Origin of the sequence: Neisseria gonorrhoeae (assembly GCF_003315235.1) — a bacterium.
GTDB lineage: Bacteria > Pseudomonadota > Gammaproteobacteria > Burkholderiales > Neisseriaceae > Neisseria > Neisseria gonorrhoeae.
This window is the reverse complement of record NZ_QNRU01000009.1, coordinates 1-14,777: the sequence shown is the minus strand read 5'-3', so window position 1 is coordinate 14,777 and position 14,777 is coordinate 1. Positions and strand designations below refer to the sequence as shown.

The window sequence follows — 14,777 nt, the reverse complement described above, 5'->3', positions numbered from 1 at the left end:
AAACTTTACCTTATTTTAAATAATGCTTTGAGTATCACTGCAAACTGGGTAAAATTGCAATGTTTAATGGCTCGGCATTCCCAAAATATTAGGACGACTGAATAATGGATAATCAAGAAATCAACAACGGCCGCCGCCGTTTCCTGACACTTGCGACCTGCGGCGCGGGCGGAGTGGCAGCATTGGGTGTGGCAACGCCGTTTGTGGTCAGTTTTTTCCCTTCGGAAAAAGCCAAGGCCGCCGGTGCTGCCGTCGAAGTGGATGTCAGTAAAATCGAAGCGGGTCAGCTGCTGACCGCCGAGTGGCAAGGCAAACCGATTTGGGTGCTCAACCGTACAGATCAGCAGCTTAAAGACCTGAAAGGCCTGAACGGCGAACTTACCGATCCCAATTCCGATGCGGAACAGCAGCCGGAGTATGCTAAAAACGAGACCCGTTCGATTAAGCCGAACATCCTTGTCGCCATCGGTATCTGCACCCATTTGGGCTGCTCGCCCACCTTCCGTCCCGACATTGCCCCCGCCGATTTGGGTGCAGACTGGAAAGGCGGCTTCTTCTGCCCCTGCCACGGTTCGAAATTCGACTTGGCCGGCCGCGTATATAAAGGTGTTCCTGCCCCGACCAACCTGGTTGTCCCGCCATATAAATACTTGAGCGACACAACTATCTTGGTGGGCGAAGACTAAGAATAAGGAACGATAATTATGGCAAACCAAACCAATAGCAAAGCAAAAGCATTGTTAGGCTGGATGGACGCTCGCTTCCCCCTGTCTAAAATGTGGAATGAGCATTTGGCGCAATACTATGCGCCGAAAAACTTTAATTTTTGGTACTATTTCGGCTCTTTAGCCCTGCTCGTCCTCGTGATTCAAATCGTCAGCGGTATTTTCCTGACGATGAACTACAAACCGGACGGCAACCTGAATGCCTACCATCTGCCTGCTGCCTTTACCGCAGTAGAGTACATCATGCGCGACGTGTCCGGCGGTTGGATTATCCGCTACATGCACTCCACCGGCGCATCTTTCTTCTTCATTGTTGTTTATCTGCACATGTTCCGTGGTTTGATTTACGGTTCATATAAAAAACCGCGCGAATTGGTGTGGATTTTCGGTTCTTTGATCTTCTTGGCATTGATGGCGGAAGCCTTTATGGGCTACCTGCTGCCTTGGGGTCAGATGTCCTTTTGGGGTGCGCAGGTGATTATCAACCTGTTCTCCGCCATTCCCGTCATCGGTCCTGATTTGTCCACTTGGATTCGCGGCGACTTCAACGTTTCCGACGTTACCCTGAACCGCTTCTTCGCCCTGCACGTTATCGCCGTACCGCTGGTATTGCTCGGTTTAGTCGTGGCACACATCATCGCACTGCACGAAGTGGGCTCTAACAACCCCGACGGTGTGGAAATCAAGAAAAACAAAGATGAAAACGGCATTCCGCGCGACGGCATCCCGTTCCACCCTTACTACACTGTTAAAGACATCCTGGGCGTCGTTGTATTCCTGATTGTCTTCTGTGCCGTATTGTTCTTTGCCCCTGAAGGCGGCGGCTACTTCCTGGAAGCGCCGAACTTCGATGCGGCAAATGCGCTGAAAACACCCCCGCACATTGCGCCGGTATGGTATTTCACACCGTTCTACGCCATTTTGCGTGCGATTCCTTCCTTCTTGGGAACGCAGGTTTGGGGTGTAATCGGTATGGGCGCGGCGGTCGTGTTGATTGCCCTGCTGCCTTGGCTGGATAGGGGCGAGGTGAAATCCGTCCGTTACCGCGGTCCGATTTTCAAAACCGCATTGGTCTTGTTCATCATTTCCTTTATCGGTTTGGGTATTTTGGGCGCGATGGTGGCAACCGATACGCGTACTTTGGTCGCGCGCATCCTGTCCTTCGTCTATTTCGCATTCTTCCTGGGTATGCCGTTCTATACCAAGCTGGATAAAAACAAACCGGTTCCCGAACGCGTAACCATGAGCACCGCCAAACAAAAAATCATGTTCTTTGTTTACGTCGGCATTACCGCCGTGGGTGCTTACCTGTTTGCAACCAACATCTGATGAGGGCAGTCAAAATGAAACAAGCTATGAAAAATTGGTTTGCTGCCTTGCTGTCGGCAGTACCCATGGGTGCGGCATTTGCTTCGGGCGGTCATGCACACTATGAGAAAGTCGATATCGATTTGCGCGACCAAGTCAGCCTGCAGCGCGGCGCACAAATCTTTACCAACTATTGCCTGTCCTGCCACTCGGCAAGCGGTATGCGTTTCAACCGTTTGAAAGACATCGGTTTGACTGACGAAGAAATCAAGAAAAACCTGATGTTTACCACCGATAATGTCGGCGATGTCATGCATTCGGCGATGAACCCGAAAGATGCGGCAAAATGGTTTGGTGCTGCTCCGCCCGATTTGACATTGATTGCGCGTTCCAAAGGTGCAGACTACCTTTACGCTTATATGCGTGGCTTCTATAAAGATCCGACCCGTCCGAGCGGCTGGAACAATACTGTATTCGATAAAGTCGGTATGCCCCACCCGTTGTGGGAACAGCAAGGCGTTCAAGCCGTTGAGTTGGATGCCAAAGGTCAGCCGGTTATGGTAAAAGACGAACACGGCGAGATGAAGCCTAAGCTGTATTGGGAATCTACCGGTTTGCACAGCCGCCGCCTGCCTAACGGCAAAGTGATCCAGAAAGAGTACGACGCATATGTACGCGATTTGGTCAATTACCTTGTGTACATGGGCGAACCTGCACAACTGCAACGCAAACGTATAGGCTATGTCGTGATGATTTTCCTATTTGCGGTTATGCTGCCTTTGGCGTATTTCCTGAAAAAAGAATATTGGAAAGACGTACACTAAGCGTTTGGAACAAAAGGGCAAATCCTTTAGGGTTTGCCCTTTTTTCATTTTGCCTGCCGTTTGAAAAGCCTGAATCCGTATGCCGTCTGAACATAGCTGCAACATTTCAGACGGCATCATTCTAAAAATGTCAGACATCGGGAACTTAATCAGGGTTTGTGGCAGATTGATATTGAATTAGGAAAAGGTCTGAAACCGCAAGCAGCATGGTAAGGCGATGTCGAACAGGTTTAAAGCCAATCCGCTATATTTTTTGGAGCTGCACCGTGCAAACAGGTAGAATGGCGGCGGTTTTGTCCGGTGTGAAAATGTTTGAATATTAGGATGATTGATGGAGCTGATGACTGTTTTGCTGCCTTTGGCGGCGTTGGTGTCGGGCGTGTTGTTTACATGGTTGCTGATGAAGGGCAGGTTTCAGGGCGAGTTTGCCGGTTTGAACGCGCAATTGGCGGAAAAGGCGGCAAGATGTGATTTTATTGAACAGGCACACGCAGAAATTGCATCAGAATTGGCCGCTTTGGATGGGAAATACGAGCATTTGCAGGACGAAAATTATGCTTTGGGCAACCGTTTTTCCGCAGCCGAAAAGCAGATTGCCCATTTGCAGGAAAAAGAGGCGGAGTCGGCGCGGCTGAAGCAGTCGTATATCGAGTTGCAGGAAAAGGCACAGGGTTTGGCGGTTGAAAACGAACGTTTGGCAACGCAGCTCGGACAGGAACGGAAGGCGTTTGCCGACCAATATGCCTTGGAACGCCAAATCCGCCAAAGAATCGAAACCGATTTGGAAGAAAGCCGCCAAACTGTCCGCGACGTGCAAAACGACCTTTCCGATGTGGGCAACCGTTTTGCCGCCGCCGAAAAACAGATTGCCTATTTGCAGGAAAAAGAGGCGGAAGCGGAGCGGTTGAGGCAGTCGCATACCGAGTTGCAGGAAAAGGCGCAGGGTTTGGCGGTTGAAAACGAACGTTTGGCAACGCAAATCGAACAGGAACGCCTTGCTTCTGAAGAAAAGCTGTCCTTGCTGGGCGAGGCGCGCAAAAGCTTGAGCGATCAGTTTCAAAATCTTGCCAACACGATTTTGGAAGAAAAAAGCCGCCGTTTTACCGAGCAGAACCGCGAGCAGCTCCATCAGGTTTTGAACCCGTTGAACGAACGCATCCACGGTTTCGGCGAGTTGGTCAGGCAAACTTATGATAAAGAATCGCGCGAGCGGCTGACTTTGGAAAACGAATTGAAACGGCTCCAAGGGTTGAATGCGCAGCTGCACAGCGAGGCAAAGGCCCTGACCAACGCGCTGACCGGCACGCAGAACAAGGTTCAGGGCAATTGGGGCGAGATGATTCTGGAAACGGTTTTGGAAAATTCCGGCCTTCAGAAAGGGCGGGAATATGTGGTTCAGGCGGCATCCGTCCGAAAAGAGGAAGACGGCGGCACGCGCCGCCTCCAGCCCGACGTTTTGGTCAACCTGCCCGACAACAAGCAGATTGTCATTGATTCCAAGGTTTCGCTGACGGCTTATGTGCGCTACACGCAGGCGGCGGATGCGGATGAGGCGGCACGCGAACTGGCGGCGTATATCGCCAGCATACGCGCGCATATGAAAGGCTTGTCGCTGAAGGATTACACCGATTTGGAAGGTGTGAACACATTGGATTTCGTCTTTATGTTTATCCCTGTCGAACCGGCCTACCTGCTGGCGTTGCAGAATGACGCGGGCTTGTTCCAAGAGTGTTTCGACAAACGGATTATGCTGGTCGGCCCCAGTACGCTGCTGGCGACTTTGCGGACGGTGGCGAATATTTGGCGCAACGAGCAGCAAAACCAAAACGCGCTGGCGATTGCGGACGAAGGCGGCAAGCTGTACGACAAGTTTGTCGGCTTCGTACAGACGCTCGAAAGCGTCGGCAAAGGCATCGATCAGGCGCAAAACAGCTTTCAGACGGCATTCAAGCAACTTGCCGAGGGACGCGGGAATCTGGTCGGACGCGCCGAGAAACTGCGTCTGTTGGGCGTGAAGGCAGGCAAACAGCTTCAACGGGATTTGGTCGAGCGTGCCAACGAACAGACGGCATTTGCTTTGGGCAAACCTTCGGAACAGGAAGCGGCTGACGAAGCCGAATAGGAAAGGCGGATGCGTTTCAGACGGCATCAGTGCAGATGATGCCGTCTGAAGACTTTGGGAAGTCGGTTAGAAAAACGGATTGTGCCGTTTTTCGTGTCCGATGGAAGTCATACGCCCGTGTCCGGCGACAACTTGCACGGTTTCGGGGAAGGCGAATAATTTGTTGCGGATATTGTTGATTAAGTCGGCGTGGTTGCCGCGCGGAAAATCGGTCCTGCCTATGGTTTCGTAAAACAGCACGTCGCCCGCAATCAGCAGCTCCGCTTCGGCACAATAGAAAACCACGTGTCCGGGCGTGTGCCCCGGAATATGCAGCACTTGGAAGGCATAGCGTCCGACCGTGAGCGTTTCGCCTTCTTCGAGCCAACGGTTCGGCGCAAAGGCGGGCGAGACGGGGAATCCGTATTGCGCGGTGGTTTGCGGCAGCGATTGGAGCAGGAATTCATCTTCGCGGTGCGGGCCGAGGACGGGGACTTTATGCGTTTCCAGCATCTCGACCACGCCGCCCGCGTGATCGAGATGACCGTGCGTCAGCCAGATTGCCGTGAGCGTGAGTTTGCGGTTTGCCAACGCTTGCAGCAGGAACGGCACGTCGCCGCCGACATCGGTCAGGACGGCTTCGCCGCTTTCGTCGTCCCAAATCAGGGTGCAGTTTTGGCGGAAGGGGGTAACGGGGAGAATTTCGTAACGTAGGGTCATCGGCGTGTTCCTAAAACGGTTTTTCAGACGGCATCGGGTTTGCCGTTTGTTTTATGGCGGTTTGCCGCCTGTTTTGATATTGGGGGAATCAGGTGATTAAGAAGATAATCGGCGGCATCATACCGATTTTTACGGCGGTTTTCATCCCTGCATCGGCAGGCGCGGCGGATTTGATGCTGGCGCAGGAATACAAAGGGCAGGACATTGCCGGCTGGGCGATGAGCGAGAAGCTCGACGGCGTGCGCGCGTATTGGGACGGAAAGCACCTGATAAGCCGTCAGGGTTATGCGTTTACGCCGCCCAAAGGCTTTACCGCGCAGTTTCCGCCTTATCCTTTGGACGGCGAATTGTATAGCGGGCGCGGTCAGTTCGAGCAGATTTCCGCTACCGTGCGTTCTGTTTCTTCAGACTGGCGCGGTATCCGCCTGCACGTTTTCGACGTACCCAAGGCGCAGGGCAACCTCTACCAACGTTTGGCAGTCGCAACGCAGTGGCTGAAAACGCATCCGAACGCGCCGATTACCATCATCCCGCAAATCAAAGTGCGCGACCGGCGGCACGCGATGGACTTTTTAAAACAAATCGAAGCGCAGGGCGGCGAAGGCGTGATGCTGCGTCAGCCCGAATCCCGTTACAGCGGCGGCAGGAGCAGCCAATTATTGAAGCTGAAAAGCCAATACGACGACGAATGCACGGTAACGCGGCACTATGAGGGCAAAGGGCGAAACGCCGGACGGCTGGGCGCGGTCGGCTGCAAAAACCGACACGGCGAATTCCGCATCGGCAGCGGTTTCAAGGACAAAGACCGCGACAACCCGCCCAAAATCGGCACGCTGATTACCTACCGTTACCGTGGCTTTACGCGGAAAGGCACGCCGAAATTTGCCACATTTGTGCGCGTGCGTACCGACCGTTGAGCAGGACGGCTCGGACGGCATCCGATACTTTGGTTTATAATTTTCCTTTTACCGACCGATTCCGACATATGACCGATTTAGAAACCAAACGCCTTGAAACACAGGCGATGCTTGAAAACGCCGATCTTTTGTTCGACCAAGGCCAATGCCGTGCCGCACTGCAAAAAGTGGCGGACGAGATTACGCGCGATTTGGGGGATAAATATCCGTTGCTGCTGCCCGTGATGGGCGGCGCGGTGGTGTTTACGGGGCAGTTGCTGCCGCTGTTGCGTTTTCCCTTAGATTTTGATTATGTTCACGTTTCCCGTTACGGCGACAAGCTGGAGGGCGGCGCGTTCAACTGGAAGCGTATGCCCGATGCGGAACAAATCCGGGGCAGGCACGTGGTCGTGTTGGACGATATTTTGGACGAAGGGCATACGATGTCCGCCATTCAAGCCAAACTTTTGGAAATGGGTGCGGCAAGCTGCCGTGCGGCGGTGTTCGCCAATAAATTAATCGACAAAGAAAAACCGGTCAAAGCCGATTATGTCGGACTGGATGTGCCGAACCGTTATGTTTTCGGTTACGGCATGGATGCGGCAGGCTGCTGGCGCAATCTGGGCGAGATTTACGCATTGGGCGGAAAATAAGGGATGCGATGCCGTCTGAAGGCCTTTCAGACGGCATCGCGCCCATACGCCGGCAGGATTAATGAGGAACAGGACGCATCAATATGATAGGGCTTTTAATCATCACACACGAAACCATAGGCGAAGCCTACCGCAAGCTGGCGCATCATTTTTTTCCGGGCGGGCTGCCTGAAAACGTCCGCATACTCGGCGTGCAGCCGACGGAAGACCAAGACGACATTATCAACAACGCCATTTCCGCGCTGCAAGAGTTTCCTGAAAACCACGGTGTATTGATTATGACCGACATCTTCGGCGCGACCCCCTGCAATGCCGCCCGCCGGCTCGTGCGCGAAAACAAATCGGCGATTTTGACCGGGCTGAACGCGCCGATGATGATTAAGGCCGTCCAATATTCGCCGGCGGCGGAAGACTTTGCCGCCTTTACCGAATGCGTCAGGGAGGCGGCGGTAAAAGGCATTTTCGCCATCACGTCCGCGCCCGAAGATTTGGTGTGCCGGCGCAGCGGCGATGCCGTCTGAAGAAGCGGCAGGGCAGGAAAACATTTTAAACGGCGTCTGCTGCCGATATATAGCGGATTAACAAAAATCAGGACAAGGCGGCGGGCCGCAGACAGTACAAATGGTACGGAACCGGTTCGCCTGGTGCTTCAGCACCTTAGGGAATCGTTCCCTTTGGGCCAAGGCGGGGCAACGCCGTACTGGTTTTTGTTAATCCACTATACATAACACGGGAACCGAAATGCTCAAACAATCCATCGAAATCATCAACAAACTCGGACTCCACGCCCGCGCGTCCAGCAAGTTCACCCAAACCGCGTCCCAATTCAAAAGCGAAGTCTGGGTTACGAAAAACGGCAGCCGCGTCAACGGCAAAAGCATTATGGGGCTGATGATGCTCGCAGCCGCCAAGGGTACGGTCATCGAACTGGAAACCGACGGCTTGGACGAAGCCGCAGCCATGAAGGCATTGACCGACTTAATCAACGACTACTTCGGCGAGGGCGAATAATGAGTATCGTGCTGCACGGCGTGGCGGCGGGCAAAGGCATTGCCGTCGGTTGCGCCCACCTGATTGCGCGCGGTACGGAGGAAGTGCCGCAGTATGATGTTGCTCAGGCGGACACCGATGCCGAAGCCGAACGTTTCGATGCCGCCGTCAAAGCCACGCGCAAAGAGTTGGAACAGCTCCGCAGCGCGATTCCCGAAAACGCCCCGACCGAGTTGGGCGCGTTCATCTCGCTGCACCTGATGCTCTTGACCGATGTTACCTTGTCGCGCGAACCCGTCGATATTTTAAGGGAACAAAAAATCAACGCCGAGTGGGCATTGAAGCAGCAGAGCGACAAACTCGCCGCCCAATTCGACAATATGGACGATGCCTATTTGCGCGAACGCAAGCAGGATATGCTGCAAGTCGTCCGCCGCATCCACAACAACCTGATCGGGCAGGGCAACGAGTTGGAGGTTGCCGACAACCTGTTTGACGAAACCGTTCTGATTGCAAACGACCTTTCACCCGCCGACACGGTTTTGTTTAAAGAGCAGCGCATTGCCGCCTTCGTTACCGATGCCGGCGGCCCCACCGGGCATACGGCGATTTTGGGCAGGAGCTTGGACATCCCGTCCGTCGTCGGGCTGCACAACGCGCGCAAACTGATTACCGAAGGCGAAACGGTCATCGTGGACGGCATCAACGGCGTGTTGATTATTTCGCCGGATGAGTCGGTGTTGAACGAATACCGCCGCCGCGCCCGCGAATACCGCAGCCACAAACGCGATTTGAACAAGCTCAAAAAAACCGCCGCCGCTACCGCCGACGGGGTCTGCATCGAGCTTGTGGGCAATATAGAATCCGCCGAAGACGTGAAACCGCTGCACAACCTCGGCGCAGACGGCATCGGGCTGTTCCGCAGCGAGTTTCTTTACCTGAACCGCGATACGATGCCGTCTGAAGACGAGCAGTACGAAGTGTACAGCGCGATTGTCAAAAAAATGAAGGGCAAAAGCGTAACGATACGGACAGTCGATTTGGGTGTGGACAAAAATCCGCGCTGGTTCGGGAAAAACAGCACGCCCAACGGCAGCCTCAACCCCGCGCTGGGCATGACCGGCATCCGCCTGTGCCTTGCCGAACCGGTCATGTTCCGCACGCAGATGCGCGCCATCCTCCGTGCGGCGGTACACGGTCCCGTCCGCATGATGTGGCCGATGATTACCTCCGTATCCGAAGTGCGCCAGTGCCTCATCCACCTCGACACCGCGCAACGCCAGCTTGCCGAACGCGGCGATGCCTTCGGCGAAGTCGGCATCGGCTGCATGATTGAAATTCCGTCTGCCGCGCTGACCGTCGGCAGTATTTTGAAACTGGTCGATTTCATCTCCGTCGGTACCAACGATTTGATCCAATATATTCTGTCCGTCGATCGCGGCGACGACAGCGTCAGCCATCTCTACCAACCCGGACATCCTTCCGTGCTGAAAATGCTGCAACACGTCATCCGTACCGCCAACCGCATGGACAAAGACGTGTCCGTATGCGGCGAGATGGCGGGCGATACCGCGTTTACCCGCGTTTTATTGGGTATGGGGCTGCGCCGTTTTTCCATGAATCCGAACAACATCCTGCCCGTCAAAAACATCATTCTGCACAGCAATGCCGGACAGCTCGAAGGCGATATTGCGAAAGTCATCCGCTGCGAAGACGAAGAGAAGTCGGAAAAGCTGATCAAACAGATCAACAGCGTGTCTGTCGCGGAAGAAGCCGAAGTCAAGGGACGGAAATAAATATTGTTGACAATGCGAGCGGGTTGCAGTCAAATAACGCCCTTAAAAAATACAGCTGCTTTGGTCAAGAAATGCCGTCTGAAAAATTTTCAGACGGCATTTTGTTTGGCAGGCATTTCTGCCGCATCATCGGAAACGGACGATACGCCCTTCATCGACGCGGATGCGGACCGTACCGTTTCCGGAAATACCGTCCGTATGTTGTCCGACAGTCAGGTTTAAGGTCAGCTCGCCGTGTTCGGGATGGACGGCGGAAAGCCGGAGCGAGTCGGGCAGGCGGACGAGGGACAGCAGGCGGCATTCCGTTCCATGATTGTCCAAGCACACGGCATTTTGCGGAATATGGCGGTCATCGTCGGTATTGGGCAGCCCCATCAGACGGGCGACCTGCACGCCGGCAGGCGTTTGAATCAAGGTTTCGGGCGTACCGCATTGAAGGATTTTCCCCTCGTGCATGACGGCGATTTCGTCCGCCGCCGTGCAGGCCTCTTCGGGCGAATGCGTTACCAAAACGGCAGGGATGCCGCCCTTGCGGATGCGTTCGGCGGTCATACGGCGCAGCCGGTCGCGCAAATGCGTGTCCAAACTGGAAAACGATTCATCCAGCAACAGCAGGGAAGGGCGGACAACCAAAGCGCGCGCCAGTGCCAACCGTTGCTTCTCGCCTCCGGAAAGTTTTTCAGGCTTGCGGTGCGCCTCGTTTTCCAGCCCGACTTCGGCAAGTGCCGACAAGGCGAGGCGTTCGGCTTCGGCTTTCGGCATTTTTTGCATTTTCAAACCGAATGCCGTATTTTCCAGCGCACTCATATGGGGAAACAGCGCGTAATCTTGAAACATCAGCGAGATACGGCGTTTTTCGGGCGGCATACAGGTAATGTTTTCCCCGTTCAGCCGAATTTCGCCGCCGTCCGGCCGGACGATGCCCGCAATCATATTCAGCAGGGTGGATTTGCCGCAGCCCGACCGCCCCAGTACGGCGAGTATTTTGCCGCGCCCGACAGTCAGGCAGATGTTGTCGGCGACCGTTTTGCCGCCGAAGCATTTGCAGAGTCCGTTCAGTTCAAGCATGGCGCATCCTATAAACGTATGCCGTCCAGCCACTCGGACAGCGGATGGGCGGCATCAATCAGACCGTAACGGTAAAACGCGTCCAGCGTAACCAGTTGCGCGTCGTGCATCATGTTTTTCGACAACATGGCATCCAATAGGCCGCCAATGTCCATCTTTTCAAAACCCGCTACCTCGCCATCCTGATTTTCAGGCAGGAAGGTTTCGGGCAGGACGGCATCGAACACATACAGGATTTCATTGTGCACACCTCGGCTGACGGGGCGAAGGCTGTGCAGCCGCGATACTGGGCGGATGAGCGGAAACAGCGTTTTATCCAAACCGGCTTCTTCGCTGCTTTCGCGGCACACGGCTTCAGACGGCATTTCGCCGCCGGAAACACCGCCGCCGGCAATATTGTCGAGCTTGCCGGGATCGACTGCTTTGTGCGGACTGCGCCTGCCTATCCAAAAATGCCATCTGCCGTTCGATTCGACCAAACCGTTGAGATGGACGGCGCGGCTGAGTAGTCCGAACGGACGGAAAGCGGCGCGTTCGAGCGTGAACAAGGGGTTGCCGCCGCCGTCGGTCAGGTCGAAACACTCGTTGCGCCATCCGTGAAGCAGCCCCGCCTTGTTCCATGTGCGGGCGAGGTGCTGCAAGCGTCCGCCCATATCCGGCCAGCCGTCCGCATTCAGAAAAATGCCGTCTGAAGACTCGGAGCAGCCTGCCTCCCAGTCTTTTTTGATGCGCTCAGCCCATTCCGGCGACAGATTGCCCAAAGGAAGACGGTTCAGATACAGCGTTTTCCAGCAACTTTCGGCACCGTAACTTGCTTTTGCCCGCTCGAACAGGGCATCAAGGTCTTGTTTGCTGACGGATTCGGTAAAACGGACGGTCGGCATAGCCGGCTTTCTTGAACACAATGCGGAAGATTGTAGCCAAACCGCCTGAATTTGCAACCGCAAACAGACGGCGGTCTGCCGTTCCGATATTGCGGCAGGAAGGAAAATCCGGCAAAAAACGGAGGCGGCAGGAAACAGGAAAAACAAAACCCCCTCGGCATTGAACCGAGGGGTTTGATATTTGGTTGCGGGAGCAGGATTCGAACCTACGACCTTCGGGTTATGAGCCCGACGAGCTACCATGCTGCTCCATCCCGCGTCAGAAGATGAAACTATACGGCAGATTTTTTATGTTGTCAAACATTATTTCCGTGAAAAATCATAAAGTTTTCCGTCCGGCGGCTTATGCCTGATTTGAAATATCATTTTCTTTACAAAAGTTCATGTTCGTGATTTAATTTTGGTTAACATCGAAACAGGGGTGCTGCCTGATGTTCAGGCGGCTGAGAAATACCCTTTACACCCGATCGGGATAATACCTGCGTGGGGAGTTTTCACGGATTCTGTCTTTCAGACGGCATTGGTTTTCAAATGCCGTCTGAAAACGCAAAACGCTCCTGTTTCTTTATTCTAAACGAGAAAACAGGAGCATTTTTTATGACTACGCCAAAAAAAACCGCCAAAATTTCCGGCAACGAAGCGCGCGAACTTTCCGACTTGAGCGAAGACATCGGCATCCGCTTCAAATATCCGAACTCCGAACGCGTGTATCTGCAAGGCAGCCGCGACGACATCCGCGTACCTTTGCGCGAAATCCGTCAGGACGACACCTACACGGCGCAAGGTACGGAAGCCAACCCGCCTATTCCGGTGTACGACACCAGCGGCGCATACGGCGATCCGGCGGCGCACATCGACCTGAAACAAGGCCTGCCGCACATCCGCACGGCGTGGCTGGACGAACGCGGCGATACCGAAATCCTGCCCAAACTCTCCAGCGAATACGGCATCGAACGTGCGCACGATCCGAAAACCGCCCATCTGCGCTTCAACCAAATCACCCGCCCGCGCCGTGCCAAAGCCGGCCGCAATGTAACCCAGCTCCATTACGCCCGCCAAGGCATTATCACGCCCGAAATGGAGTTCGCCGCCATACGCGAACGCATGAAGCTGGACGAGCTTTTCAGACGGCCTGAATACGCCAAGCTCTTGAAACAGCACACAGGGCAAAGTTTCGGTGCGAACATCCCGACCCGTCCCGACCAAATCACCCCCGAATTCGTGCGCCAAGAAATCGCCGCCGGACGCGCGATTATCCCCGCCAACATCAACCACCCCGAACTCGAACCGATGATTATCGGCCGCAACTTCCGCGTCAAAATCAACGGCAACTTGGGCAATTCCGCCGTAACCTCCAGCCTGACCGAAGAAGTCGAAAAAATGGTGTGGTCGCTGCGTTGGGGCGCGGACACGATTATGGACTTATCCACAGGCGCGCACATCCACGAAACGCGCGAATGGATTATCCGCAACGCGCCCGTCCCCATCGGCACAGTGCCGATTTACCAAACTTTGGAAAAAACCGGCGGCATCGCCGAAGATTTGACTTGGGATTTGTTCCGCGACACTTTAATCGAGCAGGCGGAACAAGGCGTGGACTATTTCACCATACACGCGGGCGTGTTGCTGCGTTATGTGCCGATGACCGCCAACCGCCTCACCGGCATCGTATCGCGCGGCGGTTCGATTATGGCGAAATGGTGTTTGGCACATCATCGGGAAAACTTCCTCTACACGCATTTCGACGAAATCTGCGAAATCATGAAGGCGTATGACGTATCGTTCAGCTTGGGCGACGGCCTGCGCCCCGGCTGCATTGCCGATGCCAACGACGAATCCCAATTCGCCGAATTGCACACCTTGGGCGAATTGACCGATAAAGCGTGGAAACACGACGTACAAGTCATGATCGAAGGCCCCGGCCATGTGCCGCTGCAACGCGTCAAAGAAAATATGACCGAAGAGTTGCAACACTGCTTTGAAGCACCGTTTTACACACTCGGCCCGCTCGTTACCGACATCGCCCCCGGCTACGACCACATCACTTCGGGCATAGGCGCGGCCAATATCGGCTGGTACGGCACGGCGATGCTTTGTTACGTTACCCCCAAAGAACATTTGGGGCTGCCCGACAAAGAAGACGTGCGCACCGGCATCATCACCTACAAACTCGCCGCCCACGCCGCCGACCTCGCCAAAGGCTGGCCGGGCGCGCAATTACGCGACAACGCCCTGAGCAAGGCGCGTTTCGAATTCCGCTGGCGCGACCAATTCCGCTTAAGCCTCGACCCCGAACGCGCCGAGAGCTTCCACGACGAAACCCTGCCCGCCGAAGGCGCGAAAATCGCCCATTTTTGCTCAATGTGCGGCCCCAAATTTTGCTCGATGAAAATCACGCAGGAAGTGCGCGACTACGCCGACAAGCAAAAAGCCCAACGGCAGGGTATGGAGGAAAAAGCGGTCGAGTTCGTCAAAAAAGGCGCGAAGATTTACAGTTGAAACGTCAAGCAAAAAATGCCGTCTGAAGCCCGGAAAAAAGGCTTCAGACGGGATTTTTTCGCTTGTGAAAATGATTAAACAACCGATCATTAAAGTAATTTTTAAAATTTTTATATTCACATAGATGGGAATGATGGGATTTAGGGTTCTGATTTTGTTTTGAGAGAATGAAGGAATTTGAGATTGTGGGCGATTATCGGGAAAAATAGAATCTTTCCGCCGTCATTCCCGCGCGGGCGGGAGTCCGGACCGCTTGTTCGGCAAATGAGGGGGCGGATTGCGCGCCTGTCAGATAAAAACCGTGTTTAAACGG

General features: G+C 54.4%; 13 protein-coding genes, 1 tRNA gene and 1 riboswitch. Of the genes, 10 read left to right on the top strand and 4 right to left on the bottom strand.

Annotated features, from left to right (window positions below):
* The first annotated feature begins 104 nt into the window (after positions 1-104).
* The 4 genes from petA to DFR77_RS05505 all read left to right on the top strand — a co-directional run bounded on the left by petA (position 105) and on the right by DFR77_RS05505 (position 4,979).
* Complete coding sequence (petA, locus tag DFR77_RS05520) at positions 105-686, top strand: ubiquinol-cytochrome c reductase iron-sulfur subunit (RefSeq protein ID WP_113852057.1); 582 nt, start codon at positions 105-107, stop codon at positions 684-686.
* Positions 687-704: 18 nt separating this feature from the next.
* On the top strand, positions 705-2,054 hold the full coding sequence (locus tag DFR77_RS05515; RefSeq protein ID WP_002215003.1) for a cytochrome b: 1,350 nt from the start codon (positions 705-707) through the stop codon (positions 2,052-2,054).
* Positions 2,055-2,068: 14 nt separating this feature from the next.
* On the top strand, positions 2,069-2,857 hold the full coding sequence (locus DFR77_RS05510; protein ID WP_003686953.1) for a cytochrome c1: 789 nt from the start codon (positions 2,069-2,071) through the stop codon (positions 2,855-2,857).
* A gap of 331 nt (positions 2,858-3,188) precedes the next feature.
* Positions 3,189-4,979 carry a DNA recombination protein RmuC gene (locus DFR77_RS05505; protein WP_047923882.1) on the top strand — a complete coding sequence of 597 codons (1,791 nt, stop codon included), beginning with the start codon at positions 3,189-3,191 and terminating at the stop codon, positions 4,977-4,979.
* A 66-nt stretch (positions 4,980-5,045) separates the two neighbouring features.
* Here DFR77_RS05505 and DFR77_RS05500 read toward each other — a convergent pair whose 3' ends face one another.
* A complete protein-coding gene (locus DFR77_RS05500) occupies positions 5,046-5,678 on the bottom strand; it encodes an MBL fold metallo-hydrolase (protein ID WP_003686957.1) in 633 nt (210 codons plus the stop codon).
* Between the two features lie 92 nt (positions 5,679-5,770).
* Between DFR77_RS05500 and DFR77_RS05495 the strand changes: the two genes are divergently transcribed.
* The 5 genes from DFR77_RS05495 to ptsP all read left to right on the top strand — a co-directional run bounded on the left by DFR77_RS05495 (position 5,771) and on the right by ptsP (position 10,013).
* A complete protein-coding gene (locus DFR77_RS05495) occupies positions 5,771-6,595 on the top strand; it encodes a DNA ligase (protein ID WP_003686958.1) in 825 nt (274 codons plus the stop codon).
* 68 nt (positions 6,596-6,663) lie between these two features.
* On the top strand, positions 6,664-7,227 hold the full coding sequence (locus DFR77_RS05490; protein WP_003694420.1) for a hypoxanthine-guanine phosphoribosyltransferase: 564 nt from the start codon (positions 6,664-6,666) through the stop codon (positions 7,225-7,227).
* An 83-nt stretch (positions 7,228-7,310) separates the two neighbouring features.
* A complete protein-coding gene (locus DFR77_RS05485) occupies positions 7,311-7,748 on the top strand; it encodes a PTS sugar transporter subunit IIA (RefSeq protein ID WP_003686962.1) in 438 nt (145 codons plus the stop codon).
* Between the two features lie 220 nt (positions 7,749-7,968).
* Entirely contained in the window at positions 7,969-8,238 is a 270-nt protein-coding gene (locus DFR77_RS05480) for an HPr family phosphocarrier protein (protein ID WP_003686964.1), read from the top strand.
* A complete protein-coding gene (gene ptsP / locus DFR77_RS05475; protein ID WP_003686967.1) occupies positions 8,238-10,013 on the top strand; it encodes a phosphoenolpyruvate--protein phosphotransferase in 1,776 nt (591 codons plus the stop codon). The genes DFR77_RS05480 and ptsP overlap by 1 nt, the downstream gene beginning before the upstream one ends.
* A gap of 126 nt (positions 10,014-10,139) precedes the next feature.
* On the opposite strand, the gene DFR77_RS05470 is transcribed toward ptsP, so the two are convergent.
* The 3 genes from DFR77_RS05470 to DFR77_RS05455 all read right to left on the bottom strand — a co-directional run bounded on the left by DFR77_RS05470 (position 10,140) and on the right by DFR77_RS05455 (position 12,224).
* Positions 10,140-11,081: an ABC transporter ATP-binding protein gene (locus tag DFR77_RS05470; protein WP_003686969.1), complete on the bottom strand. Its 942-nt coding sequence runs from the start codon at positions 11,079-11,081 to the stop codon at positions 10,140-10,142.
* An 8-nt stretch (positions 11,082-11,089) separates the two neighbouring features.
* Entirely contained in the window at positions 11,090-11,965 is an 876-nt protein-coding gene (locus tag DFR77_RS05465) for an NUDIX hydrolase (protein ID WP_003686971.1), read from the bottom strand.
* Between the two features lie 182 nt (positions 11,966-12,147).
* A tRNA-Met gene (locus tag DFR77_RS05455) sits at positions 12,148-12,224 on the bottom strand.
* A gap of 148 nt (positions 12,225-12,372) precedes the next feature.
* Positions 12,373-12,472: riboswitch (TPP riboswitch) on the top strand.
* A 90-nt stretch (positions 12,473-12,562) separates the two neighbouring features.
* Between DFR77_RS05455 and thiC the strand changes: the two genes are divergently transcribed.
* Positions 12,563-14,464 carry a phosphomethylpyrimidine synthase ThiC gene (gene thiC, locus DFR77_RS05450; RefSeq protein ID WP_082295455.1) on the top strand — a complete coding sequence of 634 codons (1,902 nt, stop codon included), beginning with the start codon at positions 12,563-12,565 and terminating at the stop codon, positions 14,462-14,464.
* Positions 14,465-14,777 lie beyond the last annotated feature (313 nt).

Excerpts from the sequence above, each read along its gene's own strand:
- DFR77_RS05485 (WP_003686962.1), top strand. The coding sequence starts at position 7,311 with ATGATAGGGCTTTTAATCATCACACACGAAACCATAGGCGAAGCCTAC.
- DFR77_RS05465 (WP_003686971.1), bottom strand. The coding sequence starts at position 11,965 with ATGCCGACCGTCCGTTTTACCGAATCCGTCAGCAAACAAGACCTTGAT.
- DFR77_RS05515 (WP_002215003.1), top strand. The coding sequence starts at position 705 with ATGGCAAACCAAACCAATAGCAAAGCAAAAGCATTGTTAGGCTGGATG.
- DFR77_RS05470 (WP_003686969.1), bottom strand. The coding sequence starts at position 11,081 with ATGCTTGAACTGAACGGACTCTGCAAATGCTTCGGCGGCAAAACGGTC.
- DFR77_RS05510 (WP_003686953.1), top strand. The coding sequence starts at position 2,069 with ATGAAACAAGCTATGAAAAATTGGTTTGCTGCCTTGCTGTCGGCAGTA.
- DFR77_RS05490 (WP_003694420.1), top strand. The coding sequence starts at position 6,664 with ATGACCGATTTAGAAACCAAACGCCTTGAAACACAGGCGATGCTTGAA.
- thiC (WP_082295455.1), top strand. The coding sequence starts at position 12,563 with ATGACTACGCCAAAAAAAACCGCCAAAATTTCCGGCAACGAAGCGCGC.
- DFR77_RS05500 (WP_003686957.1), bottom strand. The coding sequence starts at position 5,678 with ATGACCCTACGTTACGAAATTCTCCCCGTTACCCCCTTCCGCCAAAAC.
- ptsP (WP_003686967.1), top strand. The coding sequence starts at position 8,238 with ATGAGTATCGTGCTGCACGGCGTGGCGGCGGGCAAAGGCATTGCCGTC.
- DFR77_RS05480 (WP_003686964.1), top strand. The coding sequence starts at position 7,969 with ATGCTCAAACAATCCATCGAAATCATCAACAAACTCGGACTCCACGCC.
- petA (WP_113852057.1), top strand. The coding sequence starts at position 105 with ATGGATAATCAAGAAATCAACAACGGCCGCCGCCGTTTCCTGACACTT.
- DFR77_RS05505 (WP_047923882.1), top strand. The coding sequence starts at position 3,189 with ATGGAGCTGATGACTGTTTTGCTGCCTTTGGCGGCGTTGGTGTCGGGC.